Origin of the sequence: Octadecabacter sp. B2R22, assembly GCF_018861045.1 — a bacterium.
Taxonomy (GTDB): domain Bacteria; phylum Pseudomonadota; class Alphaproteobacteria; order Rhodobacterales; family Rhodobacteraceae; genus Octadecabacter.
In genome coordinates, this window is record NZ_JAHKQJ010000007.1 from 959,023 (window position 1) to 974,821 (window position 15,799).

The following is a 15,799-nucleotide window of genomic DNA, read 5'->3' on the forward strand; positions in this document are numbered from 1 at the left end:
AATATCCAATTGTGCCTATTTCTTACGCCGCCGCTCAACTCAACCCAAGACAACACACCCTTAGAAGACGATTGGTGCACCATGACGAAGAATGCGATCCACCACGCTCATCGCCGCCAGCGCAGATGTGCGCGGCGTATCAGGCAGGCTGGCGCCATTGATTGTAAACTCAAAGGTCCCAAATCCGCCCTTGGCTGTAATTTCATGCCTGTTACCGTCAGCCTTTGGATCGGCGATCAAACGCACACGGGTCAAATCAAACCCCACGCCGGCCAAAGCCACAGCAGCCGCGACGTTTGCGTTTTTGGGGTAGCGCAGCGCGGCGTCACGCGCGTTGCCGTCGAAATGGATCAAGGGATCGCCCAACGCGTCAAGGTTGGCAGCGGTTTCAGCGGGTGTCCCGCGCCAGCTCGCGGGTGGTTTAATGCCGGTGTAGCGAACGGTCTCAAGCCCGCCAATCTTGGCGGCCGACAAAGCGTCCAAAGCACCGATTGCACCAGAGGCCAAGTGCAGGCTCGTGCCGCCATCCTGTGCTGCCTGTTCCAGTGCGCGGTAGGTCTTTTCATCAGCCAAAGCGCCAAGCGACGCACTGATCAAAGGAACCCCTTTTCGCAAGAACGCAGCACCATGCGCCTGCAACCCAAGATGACCGGCGCAATCAACCACTAAGTCGGGCAGTTTGTTTATTTCATCGGCATGGCGAACAAACGCAATCCCTTCTCCAACGGCGTCCCTTGCGGCACTTTCACGCCCCTGCCGGATCACGCAGTTGCTCACGCGCCAAGGGCTTCTTTTGAGATGCAGGGAAACGTAATGTGCCATTGCACCGTAGCCTATCAAAGCAACTGATCGCATGGGGGGTCCTGTCGTGAAGACGGCAATTATGCCAAGGCCAACGTAATGGGCCGATACTAAAGTGAAAGCGCGCAAATGGGAACCAAACCCCGAAGCGACTGTGCCTACGTCAATCCCTGCGGGATCGCGATCAGGTGGTTGTCCCATGACAGATCATGAGCCGCCAATTCTGTTGTGTCATGGTGGGCCTCAAACACGCGCCCTCCTCCGTTGGTCAACATCATGCCCCCTTTGGATGCCGCAATTCCGCAGACGTCATCGTTTTCCAGCGCAAGGACCAGATCGCCACTTGTGGTGTCAAAGACAGCCGCAACACCTGCACGCGGCGATGTCACCGCAAGCCGCGTCCCATCGCCTGAAAAATCAATGCTTCCGACGTACCCCGCAAGGTCCAGCCCTGCCCCCAATTCACGCATCGCTTCTCCGCGCATGTGGGTCGCAACAAGTGGGGGCGATGTGCGGACCTCGCCTTGCCATTGCATCGCGATGCCGACCATCCCATCGGCCCGAATGCTCAGGTGGCGCACGCTGGCTTGGTGGTAGGCTGGAGTAACCTGATCCAAGCAGTGCCCATCCATATCCAAATAGCACAGGTTCGGTTGCATCGTTGGAATGTTCAGCTTTTCACGGCCCGACGCGGGGTGGGTATCAATCCCGCCATTGGCAACAACCAATGATCCGTCCGGCATCAAACGCAGATCGTGCGGGCCCACGCCATGTGACGCAATCTCGCCAATCCTGACGTAGCCACGGCGTGCGTCCCAAATCCCGATACGCCCTTCCCCAACTTCGAAATCATTTTCGGTGGTGAACAAGAGGTCCCCAGACGGATCAAACGTGCCATGACCATAGAAATGGCGTCCCTCGGGGCTATCCAACCGCGCCAGCACGTCACCGGTTTGACACTCAAGCACCAGCGCAAAGACCCCGGGCCTGCGGGCAAACGCCACGGCCTCTGGGCGGTGTGGATGGGCCGCAGCGGCATGGCCGCGGGTCGGCAACGGAATAGAAAACCGGATCCCGCCGCTCTCATCCAAACCCGCCAACACAAAATTACCCTCAGGTGTGCGTGCAGCCGACAGGAACGACGGATTGCCTGCATCCGCCCACGTGGGAACAGGCGCAAGACCCGTTGCAATCAACCCAGCAAGAAACCCGCGCCGCGTTGCCATCAGTCGCCATCATCCGCGTTGAAACCTTCAATGACACCGATCTGCGGGCCGAGCTCTTCGCTCAGGTAGGTGCGAATTTCAGAAATACGGTTTTGCAGCACTTCGACCTTAAAGCGGCCCGACGTATCCGCAACGATGCTAAAATCAGCGCCGCCTTCGATTTCGCCAACATTGTCCAAGGCCAAACGCGCCGCAGCAAACTGATCTGCGATCACGCCATCTGAGTCACCCCCCGCAAGCAGTAGCGTCATTTCTTCAAGGCTTTCTAGAACCACCGCAACATTGTCCAACGACCGCCCAGAACGCCGCATCTCTGCCAAACGTGGTCGGGGCCGCTCGAACGTGCCCATAGGAACGCCAAGCCGTTTCGTAACCGCAAAATCCAGCCCGCCTGTGATCGCACCATAAAGTTGCTGCAAGGCCTCGGTGTCATCACGGTAGGTGTCATTGCCTGTGGTGCGCAGCAGGTCGGCGTAGTGATCGATCCAGTCGGCCTCGATCGCCTGTGCGGTTGCGTTCGCATCCTTCGCCAGTCCTGCGATAAGGTCACATCGCCCGTCGACGTCGCTGAACGCGTCATCAAACAGCAGATACTCAAGCGCATAGAACCCGCGCCCTGCTATAGACACATCCGCAATTGCAGGTGCATCATCCGACAACAGCGTCGTCAACGCGGACGGAGTTGACCCACGCGGGTCAGGCCAAAACGCAAGTGAAAACGCACGGTTGTCGACCTCAGTCGGGCCAAACCGCAAATGAGACACGGCGATCCAGGCCTCGGTCGCTGCATCCCACTCAGCAACGACATCGCAATCTTCGGCGTTCGCGAGAGCGGCGGTCGCATCCGTAAGGGCGTGAAACCTTGGCAGGACATGTTGGTCCAGAACGGCATCGACACGCGGATCAGCGAACACCGCAAAAGGCGTCAAAAGAGTGGTTGCAAGCAAGACAGGGAATGCGAATTTCATCTACAGGCTTTCCAAAAATGTGATCAAAGCGGCGCGGTCTTCGGGCGGCATTTCGACCACGCGATCCCGCGCGCCTTGGGCCTCACCACCATGCCATAACACCGCCTCTAACAAAGAGCGCGCGCGGCCGTCATGTAGAAATTGCGTGTGTCCGGAAACCTGTTCGGTCAACCCAATCCCCCAGAGCGGCGGTGTGCGCCATTCCTGCCCATTGGCGACAGCTTCTGGTCGGTTATCAGCCAACCCTTCACCCATGTCGTGCAACAACATGTCGGTATATGGCCAGATAAGTTGAAAGCTTTGGGCTGGGCGATCCGTCAGGCGTTGGGTCACATAAGACGGTCTGTGACAATCGATACAGCCCGTGGAATAAAACACCTCTTTGCCGCGTAAAACCTGCGGATCATCCACGTCGCGCCGCGCAGGCACGCCAAGGTTGCGGCTGTAGAATGTCACCAGATCAAGACCCTCTTGGTCGACCTCAAGGCCGCGGACATCGCCGTCACCGTGGGGCGCATTCTGACAGGCGGTTTGGGCCGGCGTGCAATCGCCTGCGGCAGAAGGATGCAAGGGATTGGAAATCCCGATGTCCCCGGCAAATGCACCTGCCGACTGCGACAACACAGTCGCTTCCCCAGCTTTCAGCCCGAAACGGCCCAGCATCGGGCGATCATATTCAAGCGACCAAACGACATTTGGCCGCCCCGAAATACCGTTCCCATCCGCGTCATCAGGATCAGCCCACGACAGGATATCAGCCGCGCCAATCGCCTCCAAAAGGCCAAGACCAATCATCTGTGGCGCAATACGAGGGGACAACATGGCGTCAGGGTGCAGCGGACCGTATCCAAGATCGACGGCGGCGTAAGTCGGGGACCTTAAGCTTGCCCTCTCCCCGCCGTCTAAAAAGACTTCGATCTCTTCATAAGAAATCGAAAGACGGTTTTCCGCCGCGATTCCGGCCAAAGAAAAGTCCTGTAGTTGGCCGCCGTAATTCGGGTCAGGCGCAGTTCCGTGATACCCTTCGATGCCCGCAATGGCAGCCGCATCATCGGGGATCGAAATCCGCAAAAACATTGAAATTGAATTGTCGTCATCGCCCTCGGGCACGTGCCCTCGCCCGTCTTTGATATGACACCGCTGGCAGGACCGCGCATTGAACAACGGCCCCAAACCATCCGAAGCAAGCGTTGAGGATGGCGAAGACACCCAGATCTTGCGAAACAGCCCGTTGCCCACCCGAAACGACAACTCGCCATCAAAGGACAGGTTTTCCGACGGTTGGCTGAAAGCATTGGAATCGGGCACCACACGGACTGTTGCAGCACCAGCTGACAAATCCTCAAATCGCTGCGGAACGCTGAAATCATCCGGGAGCGCCAAGACATTCTCAATGCGCGTTAGTTCCGCCGGCGTTCGGGCAACAACATTAAGATGAAAATCTTGCGAGATCGATGCGTAAAGGTCCGCTTCGGCCAAAGCAAAAGGTGCCGCCAAAACTGCCATGAAGGCAAAATAAAGAGAACGAGGTTTCATTTTAAGCGAGCATCCAAGTTAAAATTGGACATGCGCTACACCTAGATTCCGCGCATGTCCGTTCTGTAATCCAATCAGACGATTACTGGAAGACAGCGTCCGGATCATCAAGGCTGTCTGACCCTTCAATGCCAAGCACATCAAGACCAACCGCAGCCACAATACGTTCGATTGTGCGGGTTTGATCGATGAAGGCATTCACACCGCCCATGATCAGATCCTCACCGGACGCATTGCCAGCCTCGAGCATCATGTCATAGGAAAAACCTGCTTCCGCAGCGTGTTTGATGTCGCCCAGTTCTCGCATGGTTGCTGACAATTTTGTCTGCATTTCGCCGTCCAATGCGACGTCCTGTACTGCCACGAAATCGGCCAAGGACGCACCAGACACGACGGACCCGTCGATGCGCGTGTAGCTGCCCAGATAAACGTTCTGAACGCCCAGACCATCATAGAAGTGATCGTTGTGCGTGTTGTCGGCAAAGCAGGAATGCTCTTCTTCGGGGTCGTTCAACATGACGCCAAGACGCATGCGTTCACCTGCGACTTCGCCGTAAGACAACGACCCCATGCCTGTCAGGATGATAGAGATACCAGTGTTATCATCAGCCAAAACAGCCGCGCGCGCCTCACCGCCCTCACTCCACTGGCCTACCATCCACTCAAGATCGCCGACCAGAAGGTCTGTCGCGCCCTTTAGATAGTCCGCACGGCGATCACAGTTGCCGTTGGTGCAATCTTCGCCTGCTGCGTAATCTGTCCAAGGACGGTTGCCCGCGCCAGCGCTGTGACCGTTCAGGTCCTGCCCCCACAAAAGGAATTCAATCGCGTGGTAGCCAGTGGCAACGTTTGCTTCAACGCCGTCGGCTTCATGAAGCTGACCTTCAAGGAAATCAGATGTGATTTCGGAGGCGTCGATGTCTTCACCAGACAATTTGAACATCGGGTTCGCGATGACGTTTAGCACGGCATATTCATTGCCATCTGTTGGGCCACCGTAGGACGCATCAACGTAATCAATCAGCCCCTCATCCAGTGGCCATGCGTTCACTTTGCCTTCCCAGTCGTCAACGATGGCGTTGCCAAAACGGAAAACCTCGGTCTGTTGATACGGCACGCGCGCAGAAAGCCAAGCGGCTTTGGCTGCAGTCAGGTTCGCCTCGGAGGGATCCGCAATGAGAGCATCAACAGCCGCTTGCAGGGTCTGCGCAGTTGTAAGGCTGTCTTGATAACCGGCCTCCGCGATGTTGGAATAGGTCGTCAGCACATCCGCGGCGTGGGTTTCGGCGAAGACAGCTGGCGCAGTAACGCAAAGTGTCGTTGTCAGTAGGAAATTTTTCATGTCAGTCCCTTAGTGGATCGTTTTTTTGTTTGTAAATCTTGAATTTCTGCCGCAGACGGCGGCGAAAGCGTGATCCGACGTAGCGCAAGGCCCAGCGTCTGCGCCATTGCAGCCAGCGGCATGCATAGGTTCGGATTAACCATCAACGACGCGAGCAAGGCCGCATCTTCGCTTTGGCATTCCGAAGCATAACCTATGAAGTTTGCCAGACAGCTTTCATCTGCGCCGATACATTTGCAGTCCAGATGGTGCCGCATAAGCGGGCGGCGACCATGACGGGCGCAAAGATCGAACATCTGCGCGAGGGCCTCAACGGCTTCAAACCCACCGCGTTCGCCCAAGGCAGTGTTAAAGTCAGACTGCACACGACGCTGCCCATCTGCGCCGCTTGCCCAGAGCCGCCAATAGATGATTGCACTGGCCTCAATCGTGCTGAGTTCGCCAAGATAGCCAACAGGTGCGCCGCCGCGTGGAATAGGTTCATGTTTCATGCGGCAATACCTGACAAATTTAGTCAGAACCGTCAATCCCGATAAAAAGACTCAACTAATAAAATCTAGCAACGCTTTCAAAAGGCGGGGCTTTTTCTCTCACCCTGCCCTACGCCCTTCGCCTAAACAAAGAAAAACGCCCGACCAAATGGCCGGGCGTTTGAGCAGACCAACAAGGTTTGGTCCGCTATAATTCTTCGAGGATCACATCAAAATCGACGCGTGCATTGCTAAGACCTTCAACGTGTGTCGGCCCTGACGGCGCAACCATGATGATCTCGGACGTTTCAAAACCAGCACTGTCCATTGAAGAAATCAGCGCAATCGCCCGTAAGCGGGCCGTCGCTGCATCCTCAACACCACCATACTCGTCCGCGTGCTGACCAATCACACGCAAACGTGCCTCAGGGCAGTCCATCGCCATTTCGGCCAGAACGAAAGCAGCCCCCATCGCATCCGTGGACACAATAGCTGATCCGGGTGCATAGATGATCGACGTATCCTGTGCGGCTTTTTGCAAGGTGGTCACGCATTCTGTCACACGCGCCGTCACGATGCCCGCATTCGGCACCGGCTGTGCTCCAAAGGCTGTTTCGAGCGTATCAACGATGCGGAACTCGACACGACGGTCATAATAGGCCGCATCTTCTGCCCCAGTCACACCAGACGGGAAACCGTCACCCATGCCGATGGCAACCATCTTGGATGTATCAATCCCAGCCGCTGCGACGCGGGTAATCACGGCCTCAGCCCGTTCTTGGCTCAGACGTAGGTTAATCACCGAGTCACCAGATGGATCGGAATGCCCTTCAACCTGAATGGTCACACCGGGGCAGCGCTGCGCAATGGTCCCGATAAGGCGCGCCTGAGCGAGCCCTGCAGATTCACCACTCAAGGCCCCACTTGGGAAATACACCCGCGACTGGGATGCCAGATTGCGCAGATCGTTTGCGCAAGACGTTGCTTGGGCAAGGTTCTCTTGAGCGGCGGAAAAAAAGCTCGTTGTGACAGGCGCAAGCGGCGCTGCAACGGGCGTTACTTGCGTTTCCACCTCTTGCACCGCACTCAGATCCAAGCCCTGCGTCCGCGTAGCCTGAACATCTTCGCCATTGCCATCTTCGACCAGCATAGCGGCCAACGTATCGGACACGTTCTCTAGCTCTTCTAAAGGCGTTAGCGTTGTCGCCTCCGTCACCGCTGCCAGCGCGGCAATGGCAACGTCTTCCTGTTCTGTTGTCACAAATGGGGCGTCAGCCTGTGCGGATACATCGGCATCCTGACTACTGAACCCCAATCCGATTCGATCCATAAAACCGGATCCCACAGCTAAAATCGCCACTGTCGGCGCAACCCAAGGTAGATGTTTCAATAAATTCATGTCTTTCCCCCAAAAGACCTAGGGCCGTTATCTACGGCCAAAACGAAATCGCAGCGTGCAATATCTATATATGCGCTCTTAACACGGTATCTTGTGAATATTCCACCCATTCACACCAAATAAGCCTATTTTTGAGATTAGTTTACGCCTTTTCGCAACAAATTGGTCTCAGAACAACGGACAGAACGCTGTCAAAGCGCCCCCCGCGCACCACTCGCCCCGCCTCATTTCCGCCACAATTGCGTCTCGTTGGTGCCGCAAACGCCAGCTTAGGTTTTCGTTAACCAAACCCGAATTCTCGCTCTGGGAGAGCGCAAACGCACTAAAGTGTGGACCACCAACCGAGGCAGACCAAGGAGCGGCCCCATGCCGACCCAGACACCAGTAACACCGCCCGCGCCCCAGCAACCGACCCCCAACGGGACGCGACGACGCCCTGGGCCGCCAAAACCCGTCGTCTTCAAGGACTTCGCGAGCATCTAAACGCATACGACATACCGCGCCCTCTTCCTCCCCCCTCGGTGCGCGGTCTCAATGACCAGCGGCGCAGGCCCGTCGAAGTTGAAAGACTTCTCGCGTCGCACCTCTGGTCTTTTTTTGTGCTCGGGCTAGAGTGGTGCAATGGCTGCAATCTCAACCATTCGTAATATCGGACCAGCATCCGAAGCGCTTTATAACGCGGCGGGCATCATGACCGCCGAGGCCCTCCACGAGATGGGGGCAGATGCCGCTTATGCAAAGCTGCTAAGTCACGGAAACCGTCCGCATTTCATCGGCTATTACGCGTTGCACATGGCCCTACAGGGCCGCCCTTGGAACGATTGCCAAGGCGAGGAAAAGAAGGCGCTCCGCAAGACATTCGACGCCCTTAAGGCGGCGCATTTCAATGTTGAGAAATCCGAAATCGACGCGTTCATGGATGAAATCGGGCTGATTGATCGGCGGTAAGCCGCGTGTGTCGCCCTGCGCCGCTTTATCAAGAGCGTTGGCCGCGCTACCCCTGCCCTATGAAACCTGTCGCGCTTACACTAATCCTCGTTTTGGCCGCGTGCGGAGCCACCCGCCAGTCCCCCCAGACTGAACCGGCACAGCACGCTGCCCAGCTTGCCCTCAACCCGGGCGAGACACCGCAAATGCGGGCACTGGTCGTCAAATACGCTGAAATCCACGACATCCCCGAAGCGTTGCTACATGCCGTCATTCAACGTGAAAGCGACTACCGCGCCGAAGCCCGTAACGGTCCCTACTATGGTTTGATGCAAATCCTTCCGGAAACCGCGGGACAGATGGGGTTTTCGGGCCCACCAAACGGATTGCTCGATGCGGAGACGAGCCTGCTTTATGCGGGGCGCTATCTGCGCGGGGCGTGGTTGTTGTCGGATGGGAACATTCAGACCGCCGTCATGTGGTATGCGCGGGGCTACTACTATGAGGCCCGCGACCGTTGCATGTTGGTTAAAACGGGTCTTCGAGACCGCGAAGTCCGCCGCGACTGTCCCGCTTGAAGCCTAACGCCAGCAGGCGTAAGTGTTTCCTATGACACCTGAAATTGGCCTTCTCTCAATTGGCATTCTGTTCCTTGCGGGGCTTGCTCTCGACAAGGTTGGGCACATTGTTCATGTGCCGCGTGTTACATTATTGATCTTGCTCGGTGTCGTGCTTGGCCCGCCCGTGTTGGACATTCTGCCCTTTGACATCACTTCCGCCCATGAAATCGTAGCGCCCACGGCGCTTACGATGGTGGCCTTCTTGATGGGCGGCGCTTTGGACAAGACCACGCTGGCAGCTCAGGGGCGAGCTATAATGATTGTCTCTATCGTCATAGTCATCGTCACCGCGATCCTTGTCAGTGCAGGGCTTTGGTTGATCGGTGCGTCTGTTGTAACGGCGCTTTTGCTTGGCGGGATTGCGACCGCTACTGACCCCGCTGCAACCATGGATGTCGTCAATGAAAGTGGCCGCAATAACGCCTTTACTCGCCTGCTGACCGGTATCGTCGCGATTGATGACGCATGGGGCCTGCTGGCATTTTCCGCTATGATGGCGCTTGCCGGTCTGTTGACTGCAACGGACGGCAGCCATGCAATACTGGACGCGCTCTGGGAAACAGGTGGCGCGGTTGCCTTGGGCGTTTTGATCGGCGTCCCCGGCGCATATTTATCGGGCCGCATCAAACCAGGCGAGCCAACCCTGATCGAAGCGCTCGGATTGGTCTTTCTCGTGGCAGGCATCGGGTTGATGCTTGATGTGTCCTATCTGATTGCAGGCATGACAACGGGTGCTGTGATAGCAAATTTCGCAACCCACCACACACGGGCTTTCCAAGCCATACATAGCATTGAATGGCCGTTCCTGTTGCTGTTCTTCGTGATGGCAGGCGCGTCCCTTGACGTGTCACAATTGCTCAAGGCGGGTCTTATCGGGGTCGCCTTTGTGATCCTGCGTTTCACGGCTCGCTTGGCCGCGGGGGCTTTGGGGGCCAAGCTTGCGGGGCTGCCCATTGAACAGGCCCGTCATATCGGGGCCGCTCTCATGCCGCAGGCTGGTGTGGCTGTGGGCATGGCGATTGTTGCCGCCGAACGTTTTCCGGACCACGGTGAGACCGTTCTGGCCATCACAGTGGCCTCGACCATCTTCTTTGAGATCATCGGCCCGCCGCTGACACAAAGGGCCTTGTCCAAGGTCCCAGACTAGGACCCCTATTGGCGCTTGAGCACTGCAACCGCGATGCCCGACAAAACAACAGCCGTCGCGCCAACCACACTCAGCGTGACGCCTTCACCCAACAGCATCGCTCCTGCAATCAACGCAATGACCGGAACGCTCAGCTGTGCCACAGCCCCCGTCGTCGCCGATATCTGCGGCAACACATGATACCAAAGCGCATAGCCAAGCCCCGACATCAACGCCCCGCTGACCACTGCCGTGACCACACCACCAAGTGACCATCCGCCCCCGAAAACGATCAAGAGCACAGCCACAGGGAGGCAGAGCATGAAGCTTAGCGTCATGTCCCCCAGCGGATCTTTGGACCCGCGCCCGCGCAGGGAAAACACGCCCCAACCAAATCCAGACAAGATCATGAACATCACGCCAATAGGATCAAGCGTCAGCTGTTCTGACGGCCAAAGCAGCCACCCTAACCCGACCATCGCCAATACCATTCCGCCCCATTGGCGCGATGTCGGCAGGTTGCCCGCCAAACACGAGCCGGCAAACATCGTGATCTGAACGATCCCGAACAATACCAACGCCCCGACACCTGACGGCAAGGTGAGATAAGCGATGGAAAACGGGACCAGATACAACAACAGCGTCCCAGCCGAGATGACCCGCGCCCGACTAACGGGAACCCAACCCCGACGAAGTGACATCAAAAGCGCCAACATAGCCGCCCCGCTGGCCAGCCTTAGCCCTGCAAACAACAGGGGCTCCATTTCGAACGTGTAGATACCCGCCCGCGCCAGCACAGAATTCGCCGCAAAGGCGCACATGGTTATCGCAATTAGCACGGCAATCTGCATTCTTTCGCCTTCCATAAAGGGTCGTACGGCCAGTCGTTCCGGCGTGATTTACGGTATTATTTGGTGGAGGTGTGCAACTCTTGCTTGGTTTGCTGGTAGCCCTCGGCGTCACCATATTCGAGAAACTCCGGATAATGGGCATGTGTCGCCGCCATCCGTTTGGCGTGTTTGATCGGGCACCAGTGCTTTTCTGTCTTGCCCGCGATCTCGCTGGCATAGGCCAACAGCCCGTTGCCGTAACTGCAATAGATGCAGTTAAATTTCTCTAGCCCGTTGAGGTAGGACAGATGTTTGCGGTCAAACGTGATGAAGTCCCTGCGGCGCGCCTTTTCAATCCGGTAAACTGGAAAACAAATCGCCTGATAGATCGACAAGAAGATATCCAGAATGACGAACGGGATTATCATAGAATAAATGATAGGCGCCGTGAGAACGACCATCGGGCGGGCCTCGGCCAGATACGGCGCGAGCCGTTGCTTTAGGGCGGCATGCTGTTTCTTTACGCTCGCTTCAAAGACCACGCGCCTCTTGTGCAAGGTGTAACCCAAAGACGTGCGACTTCGTTCGAGTTCTGCCTCGAGCTCTTCTTGCGCGTGGCGTAGTTGGTCACGAAGTTGGGCAATTCTATCCGTCAACGAAAACTCTCCTAGGATGCTGTCACGAGATGAAACACTCTAGTGGGAAAACAACACGATGTTCAAAGGCCATTGAAGCCTGTTCACCAAATTCTCATCGCTGGGCTGACCATCAAACAAAAAAGGCCCCGCCGGATCGCTCCGACGGGGCCTCAATTTGAAAGCCGTGTGGCTTAGCCAACCAGCTCAAGACCGGAGAAGAAGAATGCGATTTCTTCTGCAGCTGTCTCAGGAGCGTCGGACCCATGTACGGAGTTTTCGCCGATGGACAGTGCGAACTCTTTACGGATTGTGCCGTCTGCTGCGTCTGCTGGGTTCGTTGCGCCCATAACTTCGCGGTTTTTCGCGATTGCGTCTTCGCCTTCCAGAACCTGAACAACGATTGGCTCGGAGATCATGAATTCACACAGTTCGCCAAAGAATGGACGCTCGGAGTGAACACCGTAGAACTGCTGCGCCTGAGCCAATGTCAGCTGAATACGCTTGGACGCGACGATGCGCAGGCCTGCTTCTTCGAACTTAGCTGCGATTTTACCAGTCAGGTTACGCTTAGTTGCGTCTGGTTTGATGATGGAGAAAGTACGCTGGATAGCCATTTGAGATACCTCATAAGAGTTGAATGATTTGGGGCGCTGCTAGCATGGGTGCGATGCGTTGAAAAGCCGTGTTCTGCGCAATAAAGCGCCAAGCCTAACAAGACATCTTGGAATCGCCGCCCTCGCCTGACGGGTGACGGATCGCCGTTACTCTGCAAACCTTTACTCACTATCTGGCAAGGCTCTCGGATTGCCGCTCTCATCCAAAGCGACAAACACAAACTCTGCTTCTGTAACCTTGGCCCCGTCATTGGAAAACCGCGACCGCGCCCAAACATCCACGTGAATGCGCATGGACGTGCGGCCCACTTTTACCAAGGTGGCGTAAAGCGTCACTTCATCGCCCACCTTAACAGGTCGCAAGAACTGCATCCCCTCGACAGCGACCGTAGCCCCGCGCCCTTGCGACACGCGGCCCGCCAAATTCCCGGCTGCCAAATCCATCTGCGACATTAACCAGCCACCGAAAATATCCCCCGCCGGATTCGTATCCGCTGGCATTGCAATCGTACGGATGACCAAAACGCCCTCGTCTTGTTGGCGACCATGGGACCCACGGCTTTTGGCTCGTGCAAGAATATCCGCGTCATCGTTGCTCATCGTGTTTTTCCCTTCGCCATAATGCCAAACTGTCGTCTAGGCGCACTTTCGTCACTGCATACACAGCACCACGCACCATTGCACGCATCGCAGGCAGATAATCGGTGCCCATTCACCCGCTACGCGATTGACGCCCCCCGCGCCCCGTGGCACTGCCCCCTTATGTTACGCATTTCAGATATCACCTATTCGGTTTCCGGCCGCACGCTGCTGGAAAACACATCCGTCACCATTCCTGCAGGCCACAAGGTTGGTCTGGTGGGGCGCAACGGGACGGGTAAAACCACCCTGTTCAAAATCATCCGTGGCGAGATGGTGCTGGATACCGGCGATATCTCTCTGCCCAAGGGCTGGAAAATCGGCGGCGTCTCTCAGGAGGTTCCCGGAAATGAGGTTTCTCTCATCAACACGGTGCTTGCCGCTGACGTGGAACGCGTCAACCTGCTGGCCGAATCCGAAACCGCCACGGACCCAACCCGCATTGCCGACATTCAGACCCGCCTGACCGATATCGATGCATGGTCCGCCGAAGCCCGCGCCTCTGCGATCCTGAAAGGCCTTGGCTTTACCGCCGCCGAACAGCTTGAGCCGTGCTCTGCATTCTCTGGCGGGTGGCGTATGCGTGTGGCTTTGGCCGCAGTGTTGTTCTCCGAACCTGATCTGCTGCTGCTCGATGAACCGACAAACTATCTTGACCTTGAAGGCGCACTTTGGCTTGAGGCGTATCTCGTCAAATATCCGCACACGGTTTTGATCGTGTCCCACGACCGCGAACTGTTGAACCGCTCGGTCGGTGGCATTCTGCACTTAGAGGACAAGGGCCTGATCTATTACACAGGCAACTACGACATGTTCGTCAAACAACGCGCCGAGAAACGCGCGCTTTTGGCGTCTGCTGCGAAGAAACAAGACGCCAAACGCGCTCACCTCGAGGCCTTTGTAAACCGCTTTAAGGCCAAAGCGTCTAAGGCCAAACAGGCGCAATCGCGTGTTAAGCAACTGGAAAAGATGGAAACAATCCGCGCGCCCGAAGATGCGGCACGCACGGTTTTCACATTCCCAACACCAGAAGAATTGTCGCCCCCTATTATCGCCACCGAAGGCGTTTCTGTGGGCTACGGCGACACAATTGTTCTCGACAAGCTCGACCTGCGGATCGACCAAGACGACCGCATCGCCCTGCTGGGCCGCAACGGCGAAGGTAAATCCACGCTGTCCAAGCTGTTGTCGGGCCGTTTGGAAAAGATGGGCGGTAAATTCGCGTCGTCCAACAAATTGCGCATCGGGTTCTTTGCCCAACACCAAGTGGACGAACTTTACGTCGATGAGACCCCTCTCGATCACCTGTTCCGTGAACGCGGCAAAGAAGGTGGCGCAAAACTGCGGGCTCGTCTTGCTGGCTTTGGCCTTGGCGCGGACCAAGCCGAAACCGAAGTGGGCCGCCTGTCTGGTGGGCAAAAGGCGCGTCTGTCGCTGCTGCTGGCAACGCTCGACGCCCCGCACCTGCTGATCCTCGATGAGCCGACCAACCACCTTGATATCGAATCTCGCGAAGCCTTGGTTGAGGCGCTCACCGCCTATACGGGCGCTGTGATCCTTGTGTCTCACGATATGCACCTGCTCTCCCTCGTGGCGGATCGCCTTTGGCTGGTCAAAGACGGGCGCGTCAAAACCTACGACGACGATTTGCAAGCCTATCGCAAAATGCTGCTGACGCCCGACACACGCAAAGCCGACAAGGAAAAGGCTACCAAGCCAAAGCCTGTGAAGCCAAAAATCACCCGCGACCAGCTGTTGGCATTGAAGGCGGACGTGCGAAAATGCGAAGAGCGCGTCAACAAAATCAATGACATGGCCGAAAAACTGTCCAAGAAGCTCGCCGATCCTGTGCTGTACGAAGACGGACGTAAAGGTGAGCTTGATACGTGGAACGGTAAATATGCCGAGGTTCGTGCTGCATTGAAAAAGGCCGAAGGCCTTTGGATGGTCGCACTCGAAAAGCTCGACCAAGCAGAAAAGGCGTAAACGCCCTCTTGCGCTCTGTGGCACAGCCCTAAAGGATCGCCAATATGGATCCCAACTTCCTCATTACCGCGTTCTTCGCGCTCTTTGTGGTCATCGACCCGATTGGACTGGCGCCCCTGTTTGTCGCCCTGACCGTCGGAATGTCCCCCGCCAAGCGCCGATCCATCGCGATCCGCGCGTCTTTGGTGGCCATTGGCATCCTTTTGGTGTTTTCGCTGTTTGGCGAAGGTATCCTTGAATTCATTGGTATCTCAATGCCCGCCTTCCGCATTGCGGGCGGCATTTTGCTGTTTATCACGGCGCTGGATATGTTGTTTGAACGCCGTCAAAAGCGTCGTGAAGATCAGGCTGAAGAAGACGAACAACATGAGGATGATCCATCTGTGTTTCCGCTTGCGATCCCACTCATTGCGGGTCCAGGTTCGATTGCCACTATCATTCTTTTGGTCGGACAAACCGAAGGCACAGCAGGTTACTTCGCCGTCATGGGCGTTTTATTGGCAGTCTTCGCGATGACATTTGTAATGTTCCTTGGTGCCAGCACAATCGAACGCTTGCTCGGCAAGACAGGAATCACAGTTGTGACGCGACTGCTCGGGATGCTTCTGGCTGCGTTGTCCGTCCAATTCGTATTGGACGGACTTGCCTCTTTTGGTTTGGGCGGCTGACCCTATATT

At 56.5% G+C, this 15,799-nt stretch carries 16 protein-coding genes; 5 read left to right on the top strand and 11 right to left on the bottom strand.

Features of this window, described 5'->3' with window-relative positions:
- Positions 1 to 60: 60 nt before the first annotated feature.
- The 7 genes from KO486_RS10165 to KO486_RS10195 all read right to left on the bottom strand — a co-directional run bounded on the left by KO486_RS10165 (position 61) and on the right by KO486_RS10195 (position 7,742).
- Positions 61 to 855, bottom strand: a complete 795-nt coding sequence (locus tag KO486_RS10165; protein WP_216037113.1) for an aspartate dehydrogenase — start codon at positions 853 to 855, stop codon at positions 61 to 63.
- 104 nt (positions 856 to 959) lie between these two features.
- Positions 960 to 2,027, bottom strand: a complete 1,068-nt coding sequence (locus KO486_RS10170; RefSeq protein ID WP_216037114.1) for a DUF1513 domain-containing protein — start codon at positions 2,025 to 2,027, stop codon at positions 960 to 962.
- On the bottom strand, positions 2,027 to 2,995 hold the full coding sequence (locus KO486_RS10175) for an imelysin family protein (protein ID WP_216037115.1): 969 nt from the start codon (positions 2,993 to 2,995) through the stop codon (positions 2,027 to 2,029). Before KO486_RS10175 ends, KO486_RS10170 begins: the two co-directional genes overlap by 1 nt.
- Positions 2,996 to 4,531, bottom strand: a complete 1,536-nt coding sequence (locus KO486_RS10180) for a di-heme oxidoredictase family protein (RefSeq protein ID WP_252734642.1) — start codon at positions 4,529 to 4,531, stop codon at positions 2,996 to 2,998.
- 82 nt (positions 4,532 to 4,613) lie between these two features.
- Entirely contained in the window at positions 4,614 to 5,873 is a 1,260-nt protein-coding gene (locus KO486_RS10185) for an imelysin family protein (RefSeq protein ID WP_216037116.1), read from the bottom strand.
- Positions 5,870 to 6,364 (bottom strand): hypothetical protein, encoded by a 495-nt coding sequence (locus KO486_RS10190; RefSeq protein ID WP_216037117.1) that lies wholly within the window; start codon positions 6,362 to 6,364, stop codon positions 5,870 to 5,872. Before KO486_RS10190 ends, KO486_RS10185 begins: the two co-directional genes overlap by 4 nt.
- A gap of 187 nt (positions 6,365 to 6,551) precedes the next feature.
- Positions 6,552 to 7,742 carry an OmpA family protein gene (locus tag KO486_RS10195; RefSeq protein ID WP_216037118.1) on the bottom strand — a complete coding sequence of 397 codons (1,191 nt, stop codon included), beginning with the start codon at positions 7,740 to 7,742 and terminating at the stop codon, positions 6,552 to 6,554.
- A 621-nt stretch (positions 7,743 to 8,363) separates the two neighbouring features.
- On the opposite strand from KO486_RS10195, the gene KO486_RS10200 reads away from it, so the two are divergent.
- Genes KO486_RS10200 through KO486_RS10210 form a run of 3 tightly spaced genes read left to right on the top strand, consistent with a single transcriptional unit; the run spans position 8,364 to position 10,436 of the window.
- Positions 8,364 to 8,690, top strand: a complete 327-nt coding sequence (locus KO486_RS10200; protein ID WP_216037119.1) for a TfoX/Sxy family protein — start codon at positions 8,364 to 8,366, stop codon at positions 8,688 to 8,690.
- Positions 8,691 to 8,749: 59 nt separating this feature from the next.
- On the top strand, positions 8,750 to 9,247 hold the full coding sequence (locus tag KO486_RS10205; RefSeq protein ID WP_216037120.1) for a transglycosylase SLT domain-containing protein: 498 nt from the start codon (positions 8,750 to 8,752) through the stop codon (positions 9,245 to 9,247).
- Between the two features lie 31 nt (positions 9,248 to 9,278).
- Positions 9,279 to 10,436 (top strand): cation:proton antiporter, encoded by a 1,158-nt coding sequence (locus tag KO486_RS10210; protein ID WP_216037121.1) that lies wholly within the window; start codon positions 9,279 to 9,281, stop codon positions 10,434 to 10,436.
- 5 nt (positions 10,437 to 10,441) lie between these two features.
- On the opposite strand, the gene KO486_RS10215 is transcribed toward KO486_RS10210, so the two are convergent.
- The 4 genes from KO486_RS10215 to KO486_RS10230 form a co-directional block, all read right to left on the bottom strand.
- Positions 10,442 to 11,266, bottom strand: a complete 825-nt coding sequence (locus KO486_RS10215) for a DMT family transporter (protein ID WP_216037122.1) — start codon at positions 11,264 to 11,266, stop codon at positions 10,442 to 10,444.
- A gap of 56 nt (positions 11,267 to 11,322) precedes the next feature.
- Positions 11,323 to 11,901, bottom strand: coding sequence for a hypothetical protein (locus KO486_RS10220; protein WP_216037123.1), 579 nt, complete (start codon positions 11,899 to 11,901; stop codon positions 11,323 to 11,325).
- Positions 11,902 to 12,074: 173 nt separating this feature from the next.
- The gene (gene ndk, locus KO486_RS10225) at positions 12,075 to 12,497 is read right to left on the bottom strand and encodes a nucleoside-diphosphate kinase (protein WP_073141126.1); all 423 of its coding nucleotides are present in this window, start codon (positions 12,495 to 12,497) and stop codon (positions 12,075 to 12,077) included.
- Between the two features lie 162 nt (positions 12,498 to 12,659).
- Entirely contained in the window at positions 12,660 to 12,998 is a 339-nt protein-coding gene (locus KO486_RS10230) for an acyl-CoA thioesterase (RefSeq protein WP_252734710.1), read from the bottom strand.
- A 261-nt stretch (positions 12,999 to 13,259) separates the two neighbouring features.
- Here KO486_RS10230 and KO486_RS10235 point away from each other — a divergent pair, with 261 nt between their 5' ends.
- Positions 13,260 to 15,122 (top strand): ABC-F family ATP-binding cassette domain-containing protein, encoded by a 1,863-nt coding sequence (locus KO486_RS10235; protein ID WP_216037125.1) that lies wholly within the window; start codon positions 13,260 to 13,262, stop codon positions 15,120 to 15,122.
- Between the two features lie 44 nt (positions 15,123 to 15,166).
- Positions 15,167 to 15,790: a MarC family protein gene (locus KO486_RS10240; RefSeq protein WP_216037126.1), complete on the top strand. Its 624-nt coding sequence runs from the start codon at positions 15,167 to 15,169 to the stop codon at positions 15,788 to 15,790.
- Positions 15,791 to 15,799: the final 9 nt, after the last annotated feature.